At 72.6% G+C, this 17,460-nt stretch carries 20 protein-coding genes; 9 read left to right on the plus strand and 11 right to left on the minus strand.

What is annotated here, in order from left to right; genetic code table 11:
- Positions 1-43: 43 nt before the first annotated feature.
- Positions 44-1,408 carry a D-inositol-3-phosphate glycosyltransferase gene (gene mshA, locus AB0K10_RS17440; protein ID WP_363684522.1) on the minus strand — a complete coding sequence of 455 codons (1,365 nt, stop codon included), beginning with the start codon at positions 1,406-1,408 and terminating at the stop codon, positions 44-46.
- A gap of 207 nt (positions 1,409-1,615) precedes the next feature.
- On the opposite strand from mshA, the gene AB0K10_RS17445 reads away from it, so the two are divergent.
- A complete protein-coding gene (locus AB0K10_RS17445; RefSeq protein ID WP_363684524.1) occupies positions 1,616-2,380 on the plus strand; it encodes an SDR family oxidoreductase in 765 nt (254 codons plus the stop codon).
- A 15-nt stretch (positions 2,381-2,395) separates the two neighbouring features.
- Positions 2,396-3,184 (plus strand): class I SAM-dependent methyltransferase, encoded by a 789-nt coding sequence (locus AB0K10_RS17450; RefSeq protein WP_363684526.1) that lies wholly within the window; start codon positions 2,396-2,398, stop codon positions 3,182-3,184.
- Positions 3,185-3,196: 12 nt separating this feature from the next.
- Here the strand turns inward: AB0K10_RS17450 and AB0K10_RS17455 are convergent, their stop codons facing one another.
- Positions 3,197-4,279 carry a UDP-N-acetylmuramate dehydrogenase gene (locus AB0K10_RS17455; protein WP_363684528.1) on the minus strand — a complete coding sequence of 361 codons (1,083 nt, stop codon included), beginning with the start codon at positions 4,277-4,279 and terminating at the stop codon, positions 3,197-3,199.
- Between the two features lie 69 nt (positions 4,280-4,348).
- Here AB0K10_RS17455 and AB0K10_RS17460 point away from each other — a divergent pair, with 69 nt between their 5' ends.
- The 3 genes from AB0K10_RS17460 (at position 4,349) to AB0K10_RS17470 (ending at position 7,725) form a co-directional block, all read left to right on the plus strand.
- Positions 4,349-5,107, plus strand: a complete 759-nt coding sequence (locus tag AB0K10_RS17460; RefSeq protein WP_363684530.1) for a maleylpyruvate isomerase family mycothiol-dependent enzyme — start codon at positions 4,349-4,351, stop codon at positions 5,105-5,107.
- A gap of 212 nt (positions 5,108-5,319) precedes the next feature.
- Positions 5,320-6,699, plus strand: coding sequence for a GH1 family beta-glucosidase (locus AB0K10_RS17465; protein WP_363684532.1), 1,380 nt, complete (start codon positions 5,320-5,322; stop codon positions 6,697-6,699).
- A gap of 18 nt (positions 6,700-6,717) precedes the next feature.
- Positions 6,718-7,725, plus strand: coding sequence for a LacI family DNA-binding transcriptional regulator (locus tag AB0K10_RS17470; protein ID WP_363684534.1), 1,008 nt, complete (start codon positions 6,718-6,720; stop codon positions 7,723-7,725).
- 10 nt (positions 7,726-7,735) lie between these two features.
- Here AB0K10_RS17470 and AB0K10_RS17475 read toward each other — a convergent pair whose 3' ends face one another.
- Positions 7,736-8,326 (minus strand): GNAT family protein, encoded by a 591-nt coding sequence (locus tag AB0K10_RS17475; protein ID WP_363684536.1) that lies wholly within the window; start codon positions 8,324-8,326, stop codon positions 7,736-7,738.
- A 123-nt stretch (positions 8,327-8,449) separates the two neighbouring features.
- Here AB0K10_RS17475 and AB0K10_RS17480 point away from each other — a divergent pair, with 123 nt between their 5' ends.
- Positions 8,450-8,863: a RidA family protein gene (locus AB0K10_RS17480; protein WP_363684537.1), complete on the plus strand. Its 414-nt coding sequence runs from the start codon at positions 8,450-8,452 to the stop codon at positions 8,861-8,863.
- Position 8,864: 1 nt separating this feature from the next.
- Entirely contained in the window at positions 8,865-9,761 is an 897-nt protein-coding gene (locus tag AB0K10_RS17485) for a GNAT family N-acetyltransferase (protein ID WP_363684539.1), read from the plus strand.
- Here AB0K10_RS17485 and AB0K10_RS17490 read toward each other — a convergent pair.
- Both AB0K10_RS17490 and AB0K10_RS17495 read right to left on the minus strand, forming a co-directional pair.
- A complete protein-coding gene (locus AB0K10_RS17490; protein WP_363684541.1) occupies positions 9,697-10,278 on the minus strand; it encodes an O-acetyl-ADP-ribose deacetylase in 582 nt (193 codons plus the stop codon). The two genes, AB0K10_RS17485 and AB0K10_RS17490, sit on opposite strands and share 65 nt — an antisense overlap.
- Position 10,279: 1 nt before the next feature.
- Entirely contained in the window at positions 10,280-11,071 is a 792-nt protein-coding gene (locus AB0K10_RS17495; RefSeq protein ID WP_363684543.1) for an EI24 domain-containing protein, read from the minus strand.
- 68 nt (positions 11,072-11,139) lie between these two features.
- On the opposite strand from AB0K10_RS17495, the gene AB0K10_RS17500 reads away from it, so the two are divergent.
- On the plus strand, positions 11,140-12,123 hold the full coding sequence (locus AB0K10_RS17500) for a WYL domain-containing protein (RefSeq protein WP_363684545.1): 984 nt from the start codon (positions 11,140-11,142) through the stop codon (positions 12,121-12,123).
- A 33-nt stretch (positions 12,124-12,156) separates the two neighbouring features.
- On the opposite strand, the gene AB0K10_RS17505 is transcribed toward AB0K10_RS17500, so the two are convergent.
- From AB0K10_RS17505 to AB0K10_RS17530, 6 genes are all read right to left on the minus strand, one after another.
- On the minus strand, positions 12,157-13,071 hold the full coding sequence (locus tag AB0K10_RS17505) for an SDR family oxidoreductase (protein WP_363684547.1): 915 nt from the start codon (positions 13,069-13,071) through the stop codon (positions 12,157-12,159).
- Between the two features lie 46 nt (positions 13,072-13,117).
- Positions 13,118-13,855 (minus strand): alanyl-tRNA editing protein, encoded by a 738-nt coding sequence (locus AB0K10_RS17510; RefSeq protein ID WP_363684549.1) that lies wholly within the window; start codon positions 13,853-13,855, stop codon positions 13,118-13,120.
- A gap of 11 nt (positions 13,856-13,866) precedes the next feature.
- The gene (locus AB0K10_RS17515; RefSeq protein WP_363684551.1) at positions 13,867-14,754 is read right to left on the minus strand and encodes an alpha/beta hydrolase; all 888 of its coding nucleotides are present in this window, start codon (positions 14,752-14,754) and stop codon (positions 13,867-13,869) included.
- The gene (locus AB0K10_RS17520) at positions 14,751-15,065 is read right to left on the minus strand and encodes a DUF2516 family protein (protein ID WP_363684553.1); all 315 of its coding nucleotides are present in this window, start codon (positions 15,063-15,065) and stop codon (positions 14,751-14,753) included. Before AB0K10_RS17520 ends, AB0K10_RS17515 begins: the two co-directional genes overlap by 4 nt.
- A gap of 71 nt (positions 15,066-15,136) precedes the next feature.
- Entirely contained in the window at positions 15,137-15,820 is a 684-nt protein-coding gene (locus AB0K10_RS17525) for a hypothetical protein (protein ID WP_363684555.1), read from the minus strand.
- Complete coding sequence (locus AB0K10_RS17530; RefSeq protein WP_363684557.1) at positions 15,817-16,494, minus strand: helix-turn-helix transcriptional regulator; 678 nt, start codon at positions 16,492-16,494, stop codon at positions 15,817-15,819. Before AB0K10_RS17530 ends, AB0K10_RS17525 begins: the two co-directional genes overlap by 4 nt.
- 112 nt (positions 16,495-16,606) lie before the next feature.
- On the opposite strand from AB0K10_RS17530, the gene AB0K10_RS17535 reads away from it, so the two are divergent.
- Positions 16,607-17,404 carry an alpha/beta hydrolase gene (locus tag AB0K10_RS17535; protein WP_363684559.1) on the plus strand — a complete coding sequence of 266 codons (798 nt, stop codon included), beginning with the start codon at positions 16,607-16,609 and terminating at the stop codon, positions 17,402-17,404.
- Positions 17,405-17,460: the final 56 nt, after the last annotated feature.

Raw genomic sequence — 17,460 nt, forward strand, 5'->3', positions numbered from 1 at the left:
CACGACCCGCGCGCGTCACCACCGGCACGACCCGCGCGGGCGGTCACCAGGAGCAGGAGAGGGCGGGGCCTCCGGCAAGGTCGGCGGTGAGGCGGGCCCGGCGCGCGGCGATCGCCTCGCCGTAGACGTCGAGCAGACCCGAGACGGTGCGCTCCCAGGAGAAGTGTCGGGCGTGCTGCGCGGCACCTCGGGACAGCCTCGCCCGCAGCGCGCGGTCCGGCAACAGGCGGCCCAGTGCTCGGGCCCAGTCCACCGGGTCGTGCCCGTCGATCAGCACCCCACTGGTCTGGTCCCGGACGGCGGTGACCAGGCCGCCGACGGCGGCGGCCAGCACCGGCGTACCGCAGGCCTGGGCCTCCAGGGCGACGAGCCCGAAGGATTCGTTGTGCGACGGCACCGCGACCAGGTCGGCGGCCCGGTACAGGGCCGGCAGGTCGTCGCCGGTACGCGGCGGCAGGAAGCGGACCCGGTCGGCGACCCCGAGCGTCGCGGCCAGCTCGATCAGGGCGGTCGGCCGGTCCAGGCCACTGCCGCTGGGACCGCCGCAGATCACGACCGTCACCTCGTCGGCGAGGGCCGGATCACGCTCGCGCAGGGCGGCGATCGCGCGGATGAGCACGTCCGGCGCCTTGAGTGGTTGGATCCGACCGACGAAGGCCACCACGTACCCGTCGACAGGCAGTCCCAGCCGGCGGCGGGCGGCACGGGCGGCCACGAACCGGTCGCCCGGCGGGGGCCGGAACCGGGCCAGGTCGACGCCCGGCTGTACGACGGAGACCTGGTCGGGGTCGGCGTCGTACCGCTCCACGAGGTCGCGGGCCTCCACCCGGGTGTTGGCGACCAGCCGGTCGGCCTCGGCGACTACCTGCTCCTCGCCGATAACCCGGGCCTTGGGTTCCGGCCTGTCGTCGGCGGCGAGTTGGGCGTTCTTGACCTTCGCCAGGGTGTGCGCGGTGTGCACCAGCGGCACGCCCCAACGCTCCTTGGCCAGCCAGCCGACCTGGCCGGACAGCCAGTAGTGGGAGTGGATGAGGTCGTAGTGCCCGGGTGGGCGGGACGCTTCGGCGCGCAGCACCCCGGCCGTGAAGGCGCAGAGCTGGCCGGGCAGTTCCTCCTTGGTCAGCCCTTCGAGGGGGCCGGAGGTGATGTGCCGGACCTGCACGCCGGGGGCCATCTCGACCACCGGGGGGAGGTCACCCGAGGTGGCCCGGGTGAAGATCTCCACCTCGACGTCGGCCTCGGCGAGCCGCCGGGCGACCTCCAGGATGTAGACGTTCATCCCACCGGCGTCGCCGGTGCCGGGCTGGTGCAGTGGTGAGGTGTGCACCGAGAGGGTGGCGATGCGGCGGGGCCGGGGCCACGGTCGGGCACCTCGCTGACGACCAACGCCGGTGTGCAGTTCCGCCACGTCCGCTCCTTCAGTCACGGTTAATGCCGTCTCGCACGACCGGCGCTTCTCGCTCAACCTGTACGCCGGATGTCATCTTCCCCATCGGGCAACGGAAATGCCTCGGCGCGGCCGGCCGGGGTGACGGACCTCATCAACCGTCGGCCCGAATCGGCGAAGCCCACGCCCGATCGGAAGGCTCCGGACGACCGGGGCGACAATGACGCAATGACAGCTGTCGCCATCGTCACCGGAGCGTCCAGCGGGATCGGGGCGGCCACCGCCCGCCGGCTGGCCGCCGAGGGTTTCCATGTGCTCGCCGCCGCCCGCCGCGCCGACCGTCTCGCCGAGCTGGTCGCCGAGATCACCGCCGCCGGCGGGCAGGCCACTGCCGTGACCTGCGACATCACCTCGGACGAGTCGGTCGCGGGGCTCGCCGAGGCTGCCGCGCGGGCTCCCGGGCCGGTCACGCTGCTTGTCAACAACGCCGGCGGCGCGCGGGGCCTGGACCCGGTGGAGTCCGGCTCGGTCGCCGACTGGCAGTGGATGTACGACGTGAACGTGCTCGGCACGCTGCGGGTCACCCAGGCGCTGCTGCCGGCGCTGGAAGCCTCCGGTTCCGGCACCGTCGTGGTGGTCTCCTCCACCGCCGGCCTCACCGTGTACGAGGGCGGCGGCGGCTACACCGCCGCGAAGCACGCGCAGACCGCCATCGCCGGCACGCTCCGCCTGGAGCTGTGTGGCCGCCCGCTGCGGGTCATCGAGATCGACCCGGGGATGGTGAAGACCGACGAGTTCGGGCTGGTCCGCTTCGAGGGCGACGCCGAGCGGGCGGCCGCCGTCTACGCCGGAGTGCCCGGGCCGCTGGTCGCCGAGGACGTGGCGGACTGCATCGCCTGGTGCGCCACCCGTCCCGAACACGTCAACATCGACCGGCTGGTGGTCCGGCCACGGGCGCAGGCGGCGCAGCACAAGGTGCACCGGGTCTCCTGAGTCGGGAGCAGGATCATGAGCGGGGCTCCACGACGCCGGCCGCTCGGCGTGGTCACCCGGGGCACCACCAACCCGAACCGGCTGCGCCGGGTGGACAACTGGATCGTCGCGACCTGCGCCGACCGGTTGCGGGCGGCGGCCGACCCGCTGGTGGTGGACCTCGGGTACGGTGCCACGCCGGTGACAGCCGTGGAGTTGCGGGCCCGGCTGGCCGCCGGGGTCCGTCGGGACGTACGCCTGGTCGGGCTGGAGATCGACCCGGCGCGGGTGGCGGCCGCGACACCGGCCGCCGACCCGCCCGGCCTGACCTTCGCCCGGGGTGGCTTCGAGTTGGCCGGGCTCCGGCCGGTGCTGGTCCGCGCGTTAAACGTCCTGCGGCAGTACGACGAGAGCGAGGTGCCCGACGCCTGGCGGACGATGACCGCCGCGCTCGCCCCGGGTGGGGCGCTCATCGAGGGCACCTGCGACGAGCTGGGCCGGTTGGCGAGCTGGCTGCTTGTCGACGTGGACGGTCCACGGACGCTGACCCTGGCCGCGAAGCTCACCACGCTGGGCAGTCCCGCCGAGTTGGCCGAGAGGCTGCCCAAGGCGCTGATCCACCGCAACGTCCCGGGCGAGGCGGTGCACGACCTGATCCGGGCCCTGGACAACGCCTGGCACGCCGCGGCCCCCTACGCCACCTTCGGCCCGCGTCAACGTTGGCTGCGGGCAGTGGGCAGGCTCAGAGACGACGGCTGGCCCGTGCTCGACGGCCCGCGCCGCTGGCGGCACGGCGAACTGACCCTCCGCTGGCCGCTGCCCTGACCGGGGTGGGGATCAGAGGACGCAGTTGATGAGGACCGGCTCGGGGTGCAGGGTCACGCCGAGGCGGGCGTGCACGGTGTCGCGGATGGTGCTGGCGAGGGTCAGCAGGTCGCTGGTGCTGGCCGTGCCGCTGCGGTTGGTGAGGGCGAGGGTGTGCTTGCTGGAGATGGCCACACCGTCCGGGCCGGGGTGGCCCTTGGCGAAGCCCGCCTTGTCGATGAGCCAGGCCGCGCTCACCTTGACCAGGCCGTCCGCCCCGGGCCAGGCCGGGGGCTCACCCAGGTCGGCGGAGCGCTCCCGCAGCAGCTCGTACGTCGCCCGGTCGAGCACGGGGTTGGTGAAGAAGGAGCCGACCGAGCGGGTGTCCGGGTCGGCGGCGTCGAGCACCATGCCCTTGCCGGCGCGCAGCCGCAGCACCGCCGCCCGCGCGTCGGCCAGCGGCACCCGCTCGCCCACCTCGACGCCGAGCGCCCGGGCCAGCTCGGCGTAGCGCACCGGGCCGGACAGCGGCGAGCGGGTGAGCCGGAAGTCGACCGAGAGCACCACCCAGCGGTCCTGGTACTTGAAGATGCTGCCCCGGTAGGCGAAGCCACATTCTGCCGCGGGAATGATCCGACGGGTGCCGTCGAGGCGGTCGTACACCTCGACGCCGGTGATCGTCTCGGCGACTTCCTGGCCGTAGGCGCCGACGTTCTGGATCGGGGTGGCGCCCGTCGAGCCGGGGATGCCGGAGAGGCATTCCAGACCGGCCCAGCCGTTGCCAATCGTCGCGGCGACCAGGTCGTCCCACGGCTCGCCGGCCTCGACGCGTACGGTGACCGACCCGGCGTCCTCGGAGACGATCCGCAGCCCGCGGGAGCGCACCAGCACGACCGTGCCGGGGAAGCCTGTGTCGCCGATCACCACGTTGCTGCCGCCGGCCAGGATCAGGATCGGCCCGTCGGTGGTCTGGACCGCCCGGATGATCTCGTCGGCGCTGGTCGAGGCCACGATCCGCCCGGCCGGCCCGCCCATCCGTAGCGTGGTGTAGCCAGCTAGTGGACCCGGGATGGCACGATCGGCCTCGGTTGTCGGCTGGGCGTAGGCGTCTGACACGTCTTTCACCTTAGGCTGATGGGCAGCCGTGGCACCTACTGGTGGCCCGGCACCCCCGGGAGGATGGCGATGAGCAGACTGCAGGGCAGCAAGGACTTCTGGATTGGGGCGCTCCGGGCCGAGGGCCCGGCGTTCGCTGCGGCGGTCGCCGAGGCGCCGCCCGAGACACCCGTGCTGTCCTGTCCGGGCTGGACAGTCAATGATCTCACCCTGCACCTCGCGGGGATCTACCACTGGGTTTATTCGTTCGCCGGGTCCGGGCGGACGGAGGTGCCGGCCCGCCCGGCCGCGTCCGGACCGCCCTCGGGCCTGACCGCGCTCCAGCTCTGGCAGCAGGGGTACGACCAGCTGATGACCCTCTTCGACGGCCTCGACCCGGAGGCGCCGGCGTGGAACTGGGCGCCGCAGCCGAAGAAGGCCGGTTTCTGGCCGCGCCGGATGGCGCACGAGACGGCGGTGCACCGCTGGGACGCCCAGCTCGCCATCGCCGCCGGTGAGCCGGTCGAGGCCAAGCTCGCCGCCGACGGGGTGAGCGAGGTGCTGGACACCTGGTTGCCGGCCGGCCGGCGGCAGGTGAAGGGCGACTGGCACGGGGTGGTGCAGCTCGCCGCGACGGACGCGGATCAGGAGTGGTATCTGCGGTTGCGCGGCGAGGGCGTGGCGCTGCTGGACACGGCGACCATCTTCGACCACGACGATCATCACGCCCGCGCGCAGGTCAGCGGCACCGCGAGCGATCTGCTGCTGGCGCTCTGGGGCCGGGTCAGCTTCGAGACCCTCGACGTCACGGGCGACCGCGCGTTGCTCGACGGCCTGCGTACCGGCTGATCTGGGCACCGGGTGCGCCCCGGCCGACCTGACGAGTGCGTCACCCCGTCCGGGGTGACGCACTCGTTGTCGGCCCGGTGGTGGCGCGGGGATTCGAGAGAGCGCTCTCTTGACAGTGCCCGCGGAATCTTCCACGCTGACGTGAGAACGCTGGTCTTCGTGCTGTTCGGCCGCCAGATCATCGGCGAGATCATGGAAGGTGCGGTCAAGGCGTGAATGAGATCCGTTTTCCTGAACACTTCCTCTGGGGAGCGGCCACCGCCGCGTACCAGATCGAGGGCGCGGCCCGCGACGACGGTCGCGGGCCGTCCATCTGGGACACCTTCTGCCGTACGCCGGGAAAGGTGTACCAGGGCCACACCGGCGACGTCGCCTGCGACCACTACCACCGGTACGCCGACGACGTGACGCTGATGGCCGAGCTGGGCCTGCGGGCGTACCGGTTCTCGGTCGCCTGGCCCCGGATCCAGCCCGACGGCAGCGGCCCGGTCAACCCGCGCGGTCTGGACTTCTACGACCGGCTCACCGACACCCTGCTCGCCCGGGGCATCGACCCGATCGTCACCCTCTACCACTGGGACCTGCCGCAGAGCCTGGCTGACCGGGGTGGCTGGACCAACCGGGAGACCGCCGAGCACTTCGCCACGTACGCCACCGCCGTGTACGCCCGCCTCGGCGACCGGATCGACGTCTGGACCACACTGAACGAACCGTGGTGCTCGGCCTACCTCGGCTACGCCAACGGGGTGCACGCGCCGGGCGAGCGGGACGCGGCGGCGGCCTTCACCGCCGTACACCATCTGCTGCTCGGGCACGGCCTGGCGGCGCGGGCGCTGCGCGCGGCCGGCGCGCGCAGCGTCGGCATCACCGTCAACCCGGCCGACGTCCGACCGGCGGACCCGCAGAGCGCGGCCGACGCCGCCGCCGTCCGCCTAGTCGACGGCCTGCACAACCGGATCTTCCTCGACCCGCTGCTGGCCGGCGGCTACCCCGACGACGTCCGCGAGCACGTGGCCCGCATCGTCGAGCCGACGTTCGTCCGCGACGGCGACGAGAAGCTGATCGCCGCCCCGATCGACCTGCTCGGGATCAACTACTACGCGCCCACCTACGTCGCCGGCCGACCCGACGGCGACGGCGACGGCGCCTATCCGGGCACCGAGGGCGCGGTGCACTTCCTGCCGCCGGCCGGGCCGCTCACCGACATGGGTTGGATGATCGAGCCGGCCGGGCTGACCCGGCTGTTGGAGCGGATCGCCGCCGACTACCCCGGCGTGCCGCTGCTGATCACGGAGAACGGCGCGGCGTTCCCCGACAAGGCGGGCGTCGACTCGCCTCACGGGCCGGCACAGGTGATCGACAACGACCGGATCGCCTACCTCGACGGGCACCTGCGGGCCGCGCACGAGGCGATCTCCCGGGGCGTGGATCTGCGCGGCTATCTCGTATGGTCATTCCTGGACAACTTCGAGTGGGCGGAGGGTTACCGCAAGCGGTTCGGGATCGTGCACGTCGACTACCTGACCCAGCGGCGCACTCCGAAGGCCAGCGCCCGGTGGTACCAGGAGGTGATCTCCCGGAACGGGCTGTGACGAGCGGGGGAAGTCGCGATGACGACGGCGCAGCGACCGACGCTCGAGGCGGTGGCGGCCCGGGCCGGCGTGTCCCGGGCCACCGTCTCCCGAGTGGTCAACGGTTCCACCACCGTCGCCGAGCCCATCCGCGAGGCAGTCAACCGGGCGGTCGCCGAACTGGGGTACGTGCCCAACCTGGCCGCCCGCAGCCTCGTCACCCAGCGCACCGACTCGATCGCCCTGGTCATGCCGGAGGCCGCCACCCGGGTCTTCTCCGACGATCAGGTCTTTCCCGGCATCATCCGCGGCGTCAGCCAGGAGTTGGAGGCCGCCGACAAGCAACTGGTGCTGATGCTGGCCGGCTCACCGGCCGGGCACCAGCGGGTCGAGCGGTACACCACAGGTCGCCACGTCGACGGGGTGCTCTTCGCCTCGCTGCACGGCGCCGACCCGCTGCCCGGGACACTGGCCCGGCTCGGCATCCCCGTGGTGGTGAGCGGCCGGCCGCTCGGCGACGTGCCCGTGCCGTACGTCGACGTGGACCACGTCGGCGGGGTCACCGCCGCCGTCCGGCACCTGATCGACGGCGGTCGTCGGCGGATCGCCACCATCGCCGGCCCGCAGGACATGGTCGCCGGGATCGAACGGCTGATCGGCTACCGGGAGACGATGGCCGCCGCCGGGCTGCCCGAGCTGATCGCCGTCGGCGACTTCACCCGGGAGTCCGGTGCGGCGGCGATGGACCGCCTGCTCACCGACCATCCCGACCTGGACGGGGTGTTCGCCGCCTCCGACCTGATGGCACACGCCGCCCTGCGCACCCTGCGCGCGGCCGGCCGGCGGGTGCCGGAGGACGTCGCGGTGATCGGCTTCGACGACATCGAGACCGCCGCCTACACCGAGCCGCCGCTGACCACCGTCCGGCAACCGATCGTGGAACTCGGCAGGCGGATGACCCAGCAACTGCTCCGGCTGGCCGCCGGGGAGACCATCGAGCCGGCGGTGATGCTCCCCACCGAGCTGATCCGTCGCGCCTCCGCCTGAGGGGTCCGGCTCAGCGCTCGGGGTTTCCCCGGTGGGTCGCCCACTCGGGCGCGAGGATCGACATCACCTTCGCGTCGATCCAGTCGTCGCCGTCGCGCAGGACCTGCCGCAGCACACCCTCAACGACGAAGCCGACCTTCTCGTACACGCGCCGGGCCCGCGGGTTGAACGAGAACACCTCAAGCGCGATGCGGTGCAGGCCGAGGCTCTCGAAGCCGTAGCCGACGACCAGGCGTACCGCCTCGGTGCCCAGACCGCGGTCGCGGCCCGCAGCCGTGAGCAGGGTACGGAAGTTGCAGCTCCGGTTGTCCGGATCCCAGTCGTTGAGGACCACCTCGCCGACGCAGGCCCCGGTTGCCCGATCCACGACGGCCAGGTCGAGTCGGTCGGTCTGGGCGTTGCGGCTGCCGTACCAGGAACGCGTCATCTCCTCGTCGGGAGCGTCGTCTGCCGGGCTGCCGGTCAGCCGAGCCACTTCCGGGTCGGCCACTGCCGCCAGGAAGGTGGCCACGTCGTCGACGACGAAGGGACGCAGGATCACCCGCTCTCCGGTGAGGGTCGGCTTGATCGAGAAATCACCGGTCTGCTGGTCGCTGGGCATCGACTGATCTTCGACAGGACGTCGGCCACAGTCAATGCGGTTTTCGGTCCCGACCAGCGGCGTCGAGGTCCGGCGCGCGTTAATGCGTCGCTCCGGCGGGCGATCTTGGCTAGCCTCGCCGGCATGCCGGATCCTGTCGCGTTACTGCACGTCCCCGCCCTGTCCGACGTGGCCGAGTACGCGTACGCGGCCACTGTCGAGCCACCCGCCCGGCTGGTCTTCACCGCGGGCGCGTGCCCGCTGGACGCCGAGGGCCGTACGGTCGCGCCGGGCGATCACGCCGCCCAGGCCCGGCAGGTGATGGCGAACCTGGAGACGGCGCTCGGCGCCGCCGGCGCTCGACTGACCGACGTCGTCAAGACCACCGTGTACGTGGCGTCGTCCCGGCAGGCCGACCTGGTGACCGTCTGGGAGGTGGTACGGGACTTCTTCGGCGACCACGATCCGCCCAGCACCCTGCTCGGGGTGGCCGTCCTCGGCTACTCCGACCAGCTCGTCGAGGTCGAGGCCGTCGCCGCCGTAGGGATGGGGGCCTGACATGCGGATCCGAGTAGCGCGGCCGGATGACGCCCCGGGTGTGGTGGCCCTGCGGGCGATCGTCTACCCGTACCTGGTGCGCGGCGTCGAGTCGACCCGGAAGATGATCGCCGAGCCGATACCGGGAAGGGGATGGGCCGCCTTCGTGGCCGAGGTCGACGCCCAGGTCGTCGGTTGGGTGACGGCCCAACGCAACGCCTCGACCTCGACGCCGGACTTCGGTGACATCACCCTCCTGCACGTCCACCCGGAGTACCGGCGGCGCGGCATCGGCGCCGCGCTGCTGTCGACCGCTACGGATCACCTCGCCCCCATGGGGATCCACCGGCTCCGGGGCTTCGCGCAGCCGGAGGCGCTGCCGTTCGCCCGTCGGCGCGGCTTCGAACCCAGCCGCGAGTTGCGCTTCTCGGCACTCGACCTGATTCCGGCACCCGCGCTGCCCGACCCGCCGCCGGGCGTACGGCTGCGCCCGCTGGCGGACCTGGACCCGCACCTCCTGTACGAGGCGGACGTCGCCTCCGCGGTCGACGAGCCGGGCGATGTCCCGGTCGACGCGATGAGCTACGAGAGCTGGCTGTACGACGTCTGGGAGAACCTCGGCCTCGACAAGACGGCCAGCACCGCCGCCGAGGTCGACGGTGAGGTGGCCGCGTACAGCGTGGTGAAGCGGGACGGCGACCGAATGTGGTCGGACTACACCTGCAGCGTTCCGGCGTACCGGGGCCGAGGGCTGGCCCGACTGGCCAAAACGGCAGCACTGCACCGGGCCGCCGCCAACGGCGTACGCATCGCGTACACCTCGAACGACGAGGCGAACGCGCCGATGCTCGCGATCAACGCCCGGCTGGGCTATCGCCCGGTCGCGGCCGAGTGGTCCTGCCTGGCCGACCTGACCTGACGGCGGTGCCGTCGAACACCTGGCGCGCTGTGGCGTGGGTGTCCGCGCCGAAGAGGACCAGGCGGGCCTCGGTGACACTGGTCGGGGTGGCCGCTCGCAGTACCGTCAGCGCCTGGCGAACCGCGTCGTCGACCGGCCAGCCGTAGATGCCGGCGGAGATCAACGGGAAGGCCACTGTCGTCGCGCCCAGCTCGTCGGCCACCCGGAGGCTGTTGGCGTAGCAGTCCCGCAGCAGCGCCGACCGGTCCTCCCCGGCAGACCAGACCGGCCCGACGGTGTGGATGACCCAGCGGGCCGGTAGTTCCCCGGCCGTGGTCGCCGCCGCCTGGCCGGTGGGCAGGCCCCGGCCGTAGCGGGACGCCCGCAGCGCCCGACACTCGGCGAGGATCGCCGGTCCGCCCCGCCGGTGGATCGCACCGTCGACACCGCCGCCACCCAGCAGGGACGAGTTCGCGGCGTCAACCACGGCGTCGACCCGCTGGGCGGTGATGTCCCCCTCGACCAGGGTGATCTCCATGTCAGCTCTCCTCGATCGACTGGCCGAGCGAACGGCGGGCCAGCAGGGTGGCACCGGCGACCGCAGCCGGCATGACCAGCACCGCGCCGAGCGGGATGAGGAAGCACAGGAAGACCGCCACCCCGAAACCGAGCGCCATGGGCCGGTCCGCCCTGAGGATCGTCCGGCGCTGCGGCAGGCGCATCCCACGCCTGTAGAACGGCGCCCCGACCAGCTCCACGGCGAGGAACCAGCCACCCACCGCCGCCCCGATCACCGGGACGACCGTCTGGCCGACCACCGGGATGAAGCCGGCGAGGAAGAGTGGGATGCCGACCAGCGCCGTGAGGGCCAGCAGACGTACCGAGTCGGCGAGGCTGCGGCGCAGGGACGACCAGAACGGCACGTCCACGGTGTCCGGGGTGCCGCCGAGCCGTTCCTCGACCCGCTCGGAGATCTTCTCGTAGAACGGATCGCCGATGACCAGGGTGACCGCGGTGAACCCGAGGACACCGAGCAGGCCACCGAGCCCCAGGAAGGCCAGGCCGGCGATGACGCGGACCAGGCTGCGCGCGCTGCTCGACCAGTCGTCGGCGAACGGGGTGACAAGCGCGGCGAGGTCGTCCACGAAGTACACCAGGGTGGCGAGCGCGGCCACGAAGAGCGCACCGGAGATCAGCGCCGGTATCAGGCCGAGCAGCATCAGCCCGGGGCTGCGGACGTAGAGGCCCAGCCCACGCAGGAGCAGCCTGACCCCGAGGAAGAAACGTCCGACGGCCCCGGTCACCGGGCTGGCGATTCTGCTGGCGTCCACGATCCAGCAGCCTAACCAGCGTTGATCGAATCCGCCGGGCAGCGCGCGGCACCGGGCAGGATGGGCGGGTGCGCGCGTCCCGGCTGATCTCTCTGCTGCTGCTGTTGCAGTCGCGCGGGTCGATGACGGCGGGCGAGCTGGCACGGGAGCTGGAAGTCTCCGAGCGGACCGTCTACCGGGACGTGCTGGCGCTCTCCGCCGCCGGGGTGCCGGTGTACGCCGACCGGGGCCGCGCCGGCGGCTACCGGTTGCTCGGCGGCTACCGGACCCGGTTGACCGGGCTCACCCGCGACGAGGCGGAGGCGCTCTTCCTCGCCGGACTGCCCGGCCCGGCCGGCGACATGGGCCTGGCCGATGCGGTGGCCGCCGCCGAGTTGAAGGTGCTCGCCGCGCTGCCCCCGGCGCTGCGCGACGCGCCGGTCCGCGCGGGGCAACGGTTCCACCTGGACGTGCCGGGCTGGTTCCGGGAGGCCGGGCCGCCGCCGTGTCTGGCCGAGCTGGCCCGTGCGGTCTGGGCAGACCGGGTGGTGGAGTTGCGCTACCGACGCGGCGACCGGGAGGTGACCCGCCGGGTTCAGCCGTACGGGCTGGTGCTCAAGAACGGGGTCTGGTATCTGGTCGGCCGGATCGGCGACGACGCGCGCACCTACCGGGTGGACCGGGTGACAGGTGTCGAGGTGGGCGCGGAGCACTTCGAGCGGAACGAGGGCTTCGACCTGGCGGGGCACTGGCGGGAGCAGGCCACCGCGTTCCTGCGGACCATGCTGCGGGCCGAGGTGACCGTCCGGCTCAGCGCCGCCGGCCTGCGCCAGCTCCGACACCTGGTCGATGCCCCCTATGTGTACGACGAGGTGGTCGCCGCCGCGAGCGAACCGGACGAGCAGGGCTGGGTGGTGGCCCAGCTGCCCGTCGAGTCGGTCGACGTCGCGTACGCCCAGTTGCTGGCGCTGGGCCCGGAGGTGGAGGCGCTCGACCCGCCGGAGCTGCGCGCACGGATGGCGGACGCGGCCCGCCGGGCCGCCGCACGCTACGGCGGCCCGGCCGTGCCGTGACACCGCCCGCCGGCCTGCCGGCAGGTCAACGGGTCAGCGGTAGCCCGTGACGTCGGCGGGCTTGCCGGCGTCGACCACCTCGGTGATGTAGCGGAAGCCTTCGGGTTGGCTGCCGTCGACGTCGGTGAACCCGTACACCTTCGACAGCGTGCCGGCGTCGACGGATTTGCCGTTCCAGCGGGCCCTGTCCTCGTCGGCGGCGAGCGCGGCCACCGCGCGGCCGACGAAGGCCGGCGTCTCGGAGATGAGGAAGTTCGGGTCGGTGGCGGCGCCGTCGCGCCAGGTCTCCTCGGTCACGCCGAAGTGCTCCAGCATCGCCTCGGAGCGGATCCAGCCGGGCGTGAGCGCCACGGCCGTGCCGCCGTGCGGCTTCAGCTCGTGCGCCTGGGTGAAGGCGAGTCGGTTGACCGAGACCTTGGCCAGGTCGTAGAAGACCGAGAGGCGGTAGTTCTCGTCGTTGTACGCCTTGGTGCCGTCACCGATCTCCACGACCAGGCCACCGGGCTGACGGATCAGCAGCGGCAGGGCGAAGTGGCTGGTGATGATGTGCGTGTCGACGGCCAGCCGCAGGGTGCGGAAACCCGCGTCCAGCGGCTGCTCCCAGACCGGCTTGTCCCAGGTCACCAGGGGGTCGCCGCCCCAGATGTCGTTGACCAGCACGTCGAGTCGGCCCTGCTCGGCGTCTATCCGGGCGACCAGGTCACGGACCTGGTCGGGAACCAGGTGGTCGACCCGTACGGCGATGCCGGTGCCGCCGGCCGCGGTGACCAGCTCGGCGGTCTCCTCGATGGTCTCCGGGCGGTCCATCTCCGAACGGCCGGCGCGGCTGCTGCGACCGGTGGCGTACACGGTGGCGCCGGCGGCACCCAACTGGACCGCGATCTGTCGACCGGCACCCCGCGTGGCGCCGGCGACGAGCGCGATCTTTCCTGCGAGCGGTTGTGTCATGCCTCGAAGGCTGTCAGCGATACCTGACAACCGTCGTCCGAATTCGTCAGTCCACCAACCGGACGCGGACCCGACGGTTGGCCCGGCCCTTGCTCTCCACCTTGATCACCTGCACCTTGCCGATCTGGGCGGTGGACGCGACATGGGTGCCGCCGTCGGCCTGGACGTCCAACCCGACGATGTCGACGATTCGGACCTCCTGCTCGTCCGGCGGGATGAGGTTGGACTGGGTGCGGATGATGTCCGGAAGGGCAAGCGCCTCGGTGCGCGGCAGCACCCGGGTGGCGACCGAGCGGTCGGCTGCGACCTCGGCGTTGACCAGCTCCTCGATGCGGCTCTTGAAGTCCGGGGGAACCTCGGGGAGGTTGAAGTCCATCCGGGCCTCGCCCGGTTCCATCGAATTGCCGGTGACAAGCGCGCCGAAGTCGCGGAACACCACACCGCAGAGCACGTGCAGCCCCGAGTGCGTACGCATCAGGCGGGTGCGGCGCTCGTCCTCCACCGCGCCGACGACAGCGGTGCCGACCGGCGGCAGCGGGTCACCCTCGGCGGGGATCAGGTACGGGTCGTCGCCCTTGCGGGTGCCGACGATCCGGGTCTGCACGCCCTGCCAGAGCAGCACGCCGTGATCCGGCGGTTGGCCGCCGCCGCCCGGGTAGAACGCCGAGCGGTCCAACACGATGCCCTGCTCCGGGTCGGCGTGCAGGACCGTGCAGGTCCACTCGCGCAGGGTCGGGTCGGCGAGGTCCAGCCGGTGCGTCCGGCCATGCTGTGTGACGCCCATGACAGGGCAGATTACTCGTTCAGGAAGCCGGAGATGCGCTCCCGCAGGTCGGCGCGTTCCGACCAGAGCACCCCCGGCCGGTCGTACACGTGCAGGGTGGCCTGGGGCAGCGCGGCGGCGAGCTGCTCGGCGACCTCGACCGGGTGCAGGTCGTCGCCCGCGCAGCCGATCACCAGGGCCGGCGCGGTGACCGCCGCCAGGGCGGACGCGTCGCGCAGCGGCGCCTGCTCCGCGAGCGTGGCCAACCCGTCGGCCAGACCGTCGCGGAGCAGTTGGTCGAGCCGCTGTCGCAGGTACGCCCAACCGGCCGGCGTGTTACGGACCGCGGTCGGGAGCTCCAACGAGACGACGTCGGCGACAGCCGAGGCCTCGCCGCTCTCGACGGCCTCCAGCAGGGCGGTGATACGGCCGTGGGCGACCGGGCCGCGGGGCTGGTCGAGGACCGCCGGCAGGAAGAACACCAGTTTCTCGAAGCGCTCCGGGCTCTCGGCCAGCAGGCGGCACAGTGCGCCCGCGCCGAGGCTCGCCCCGAACGCCCGGCTGGCACCGCCGAGATCCGCGATGGCCCGTAGGTCCCGAGCGAGGTCGAGGTAGGTCCACGGGCCGGCCGGAGCCTCCGAGCGGCCGTGACCTCGGAACTGGAAGAACACCCGGCGACCGGTCACCCCGCTGCCGAACGGACGTGTCGTGGCGATCCCGTTGCCCAGCCCGTGCGCGAACACGGTGACCGGGTCACCGATGCCGGTGACCAGGCGCTCCAACTCCACACCGTGCGGGGTGGCGACCAGCTCGGTCTCCGGCTCGGGCAGCGCGGGCCGGCCGGTACGCGGCCCGCCCGGGCCCGGCCCCCAGGTGCGGGGGCCACTGTCGGGTGGAGGCGGCCAGCGGAAACCTCTCACCAGAAGCCTTTGCCGTCACTGAGGTCGCGGAGACCGACCCGGACGTCGAGCAGATAGATGAGCGCGGCGGCGATGCCGATCAGTCCGAAGAAGCTGATCGGGCCACGGCTGAGCAGGATCAGCACGAGGCAGACCGCCAGGATGGCGATCCAGCCACCCTTGGGCAGCGTGCCGATGGCGGAGAATGCGTCGGAGCGCTGCGTGATGGCGTGCACCAGCGCGACACCCTGAATGATCAGCGCGAAGACGAGCAGGATCAGCTCGATCACGTAACGGACTTCGAACGCGAAGATCGGCGCGGCGATGGCCATGCCGGCAAGTTTATGTCGACGACCCCGACTACGTCCGACAAGGACGCCGTCGGGATCGTCGACACGCCGAACTACTCGGCCGCCGGGCGGGTCCGCTTGGTGGCCCGGGGCAGCTTCGCCGACGGGGTCTCGGCCGGCGTGGCGGCCTTCACCCGCGCTGCCTTCTTGACGGCGGCCGGCTTGGCCTCGGCGATCTCGGCGACCTCGGCCGGGCTCGGCACCTCCGCCGGGGCCGTCGTCGCAGCCGGGGCCGTCGTCGCGGCGGGCGCGCCCTGGGTGGCCTCGATGTCGGCGTTGACCGTCTCGGCGGCCTCCAGCACGCCGGCACCGACGACCCGCTCGCCACGGGCCACCAGCGCGCCGTACGCGGCGAATGCCCGCTCCTGCGCGGCCTGGGCACCGGCGACCACCACGGCGGCGTTGCGGGTCGCGGCGGCCCGCAGCTTGTCGATGTCGGCGACCTCGCGGAGCTTGGCCAGGTCGGCCGACTCGCGCAGCTTGGTCAGGTCCAGCTCGGCCTGCGCGCGGCCGCGCAGGGTGCCGGCGGTCTCGTTGGCGGTACGCAGCGTCTCGGTGGCCTTCTGGCGCAGCTCGAAGCCGGTCAGCACGGCCCGACCGCCCAGGTCGGCAACGACCCGGGTGCCGTGCACACCGACGACCGCAGGCAGCTTGCGCAACTGCTCGAGGGCCAGTTCGGCGGCACCGGCGGCGGCGTAGATCGGGGCGGGGATGCGGTTGGTCTTCGGCTCGGTCATGACGTCTCCTCCTCGGCCGCCTCGGCGGCCTTCCGGACCGCCGGTCCGGCGGCCTTCTTCTCGGGGGTGCTGGTGCTGCTCTTCTCGGGGGTGCGGGTGCTGCTCGGGGCGGGGGCGCCGCCCGCCTCGGTGACGGCGACCGACTCGAGCACGGCCTCGGTGGGAGTGCCGCCAGCGGTGGTGGGGCCGGTCGCGGCCAGGTTGGCCACGTCGGCCGGCTCGTCGGCGACGTCGGTCGGGGTGGTCACCCCGGCCGCTCCGCCGGCGGCCGGACTGTCGGTGGCCGGGCTTCCAGCGGCGGCGCCCTCGGCGGCGGCCTGGGCTTCGAAGAGCCGGGCGTTCTCCCGGCGGAACGTCTCGTAGATCTGGCTCAGTGACTGCTTCTGGGCCATGGTGAGGTCGGCGTCCACCGCGATGGCGGCGAGCACGCCGTGGCCCTCCTTGTCGTCGAGCAGCCCGGCCCGCAGGTACATCGCCGGGGTCGAGACCCGCAGCGCGCTGGCCAGTTGCTGGAGCACCTCGGCGCTGGGCTTGCGCAGCCCGCGCTCGATCTGGCTGAGGTACGGGTTGCTGACCCCCGCCTGCTCGGCGAGCTGCCGCAGCGAGATCTTGGCGTTGTGCCGCAGATCGCGGATGAACCCGCCGACGTCGGGAAGGTCCTTGGGTGTGGCCATGCCGCCGACGCTAGTGCGCTCTGCTAGCTCCTGCAAGCGAAACGCTTGCCAGAGTTAGCAAGGTCTCAGCATCCCGTTTGCGTGCCGCTCGCCGGATCCGTACGGTCCGTTGGTGCACAAGATCACAGTCAACGGAGCACTTCTCGCCTACGACGAGGCCGGCACCGGTTCGCCCGTCGTGCTGCTGCACGCCGGCATCGCGGACCGGCGGATGTGGCGGGGCGTCGTGCCGGCGCTCGCCGCCCGACACCGGGTGATCGTCCCGGACCTGCGCGGGTACGGAGACTCCGAGCTGCCCCCGGCACCATTCGCGCACCACGACGACGTGACCGGCCTGCTGGACGCCCTCGACGTGCCCCGGGCCGCGCTGGTCGGCTGCTCCTTCGGCGGGTCGGTCGCCGTCGACACCGCGCTCGCGCACCCGGACCGGGTGACCACGCTCGCCCTCTTCGACACGGCGGTCTCCGGCAACGAGTGGTCCGAAGAGGCCAACGACCTCTGGGACGACCTGGTCGGCGAGGTCGACCCGGACGACTTCGTCGCCGGGGCGGCAGGTGAGGTGCGGTTCTGGGTGGTCGGCCCAGGCCGCCAGCCGGCCGACGTCGACCCCGAACTGCTGGCGTTCGCGCAGGAGATGGACCAGCGCGCCCTGGCCGCCGAACTGGCGCTGGGCGCGGTCGAGGTGGAAGAGCTGACACCACCGGCGATCGGCCGCCTCGGCGAGCTGACGATGCCGGTCCTGGTCACCGCGGGTGCCGCCGACGTACCGGACATCAGCCGGCTCGCCGACCGGATCGCCGCCGAGGCCCCTCACGCGACGCGGCTGCCCGACGTGCCGGACGCCGCGCACCTGCTGCCACTGGAGCGTCCCGAAGCGGTCGCCACTGCCCTGCTCGACTTTCTGAGCTGAACGCAGGGCCGTCCGAGCTGGACGCGGGGCCGCCCTCGCGCCTCGGGCCGTCCCTG

It is taken from the genome of Micromonospora sp. NPDC049274, assembly GCF_040678875.1.
Lineage (GTDB): Bacteria > Actinomycetota > Actinomycetes > Mycobacteriales > Micromonosporaceae > Micromonospora.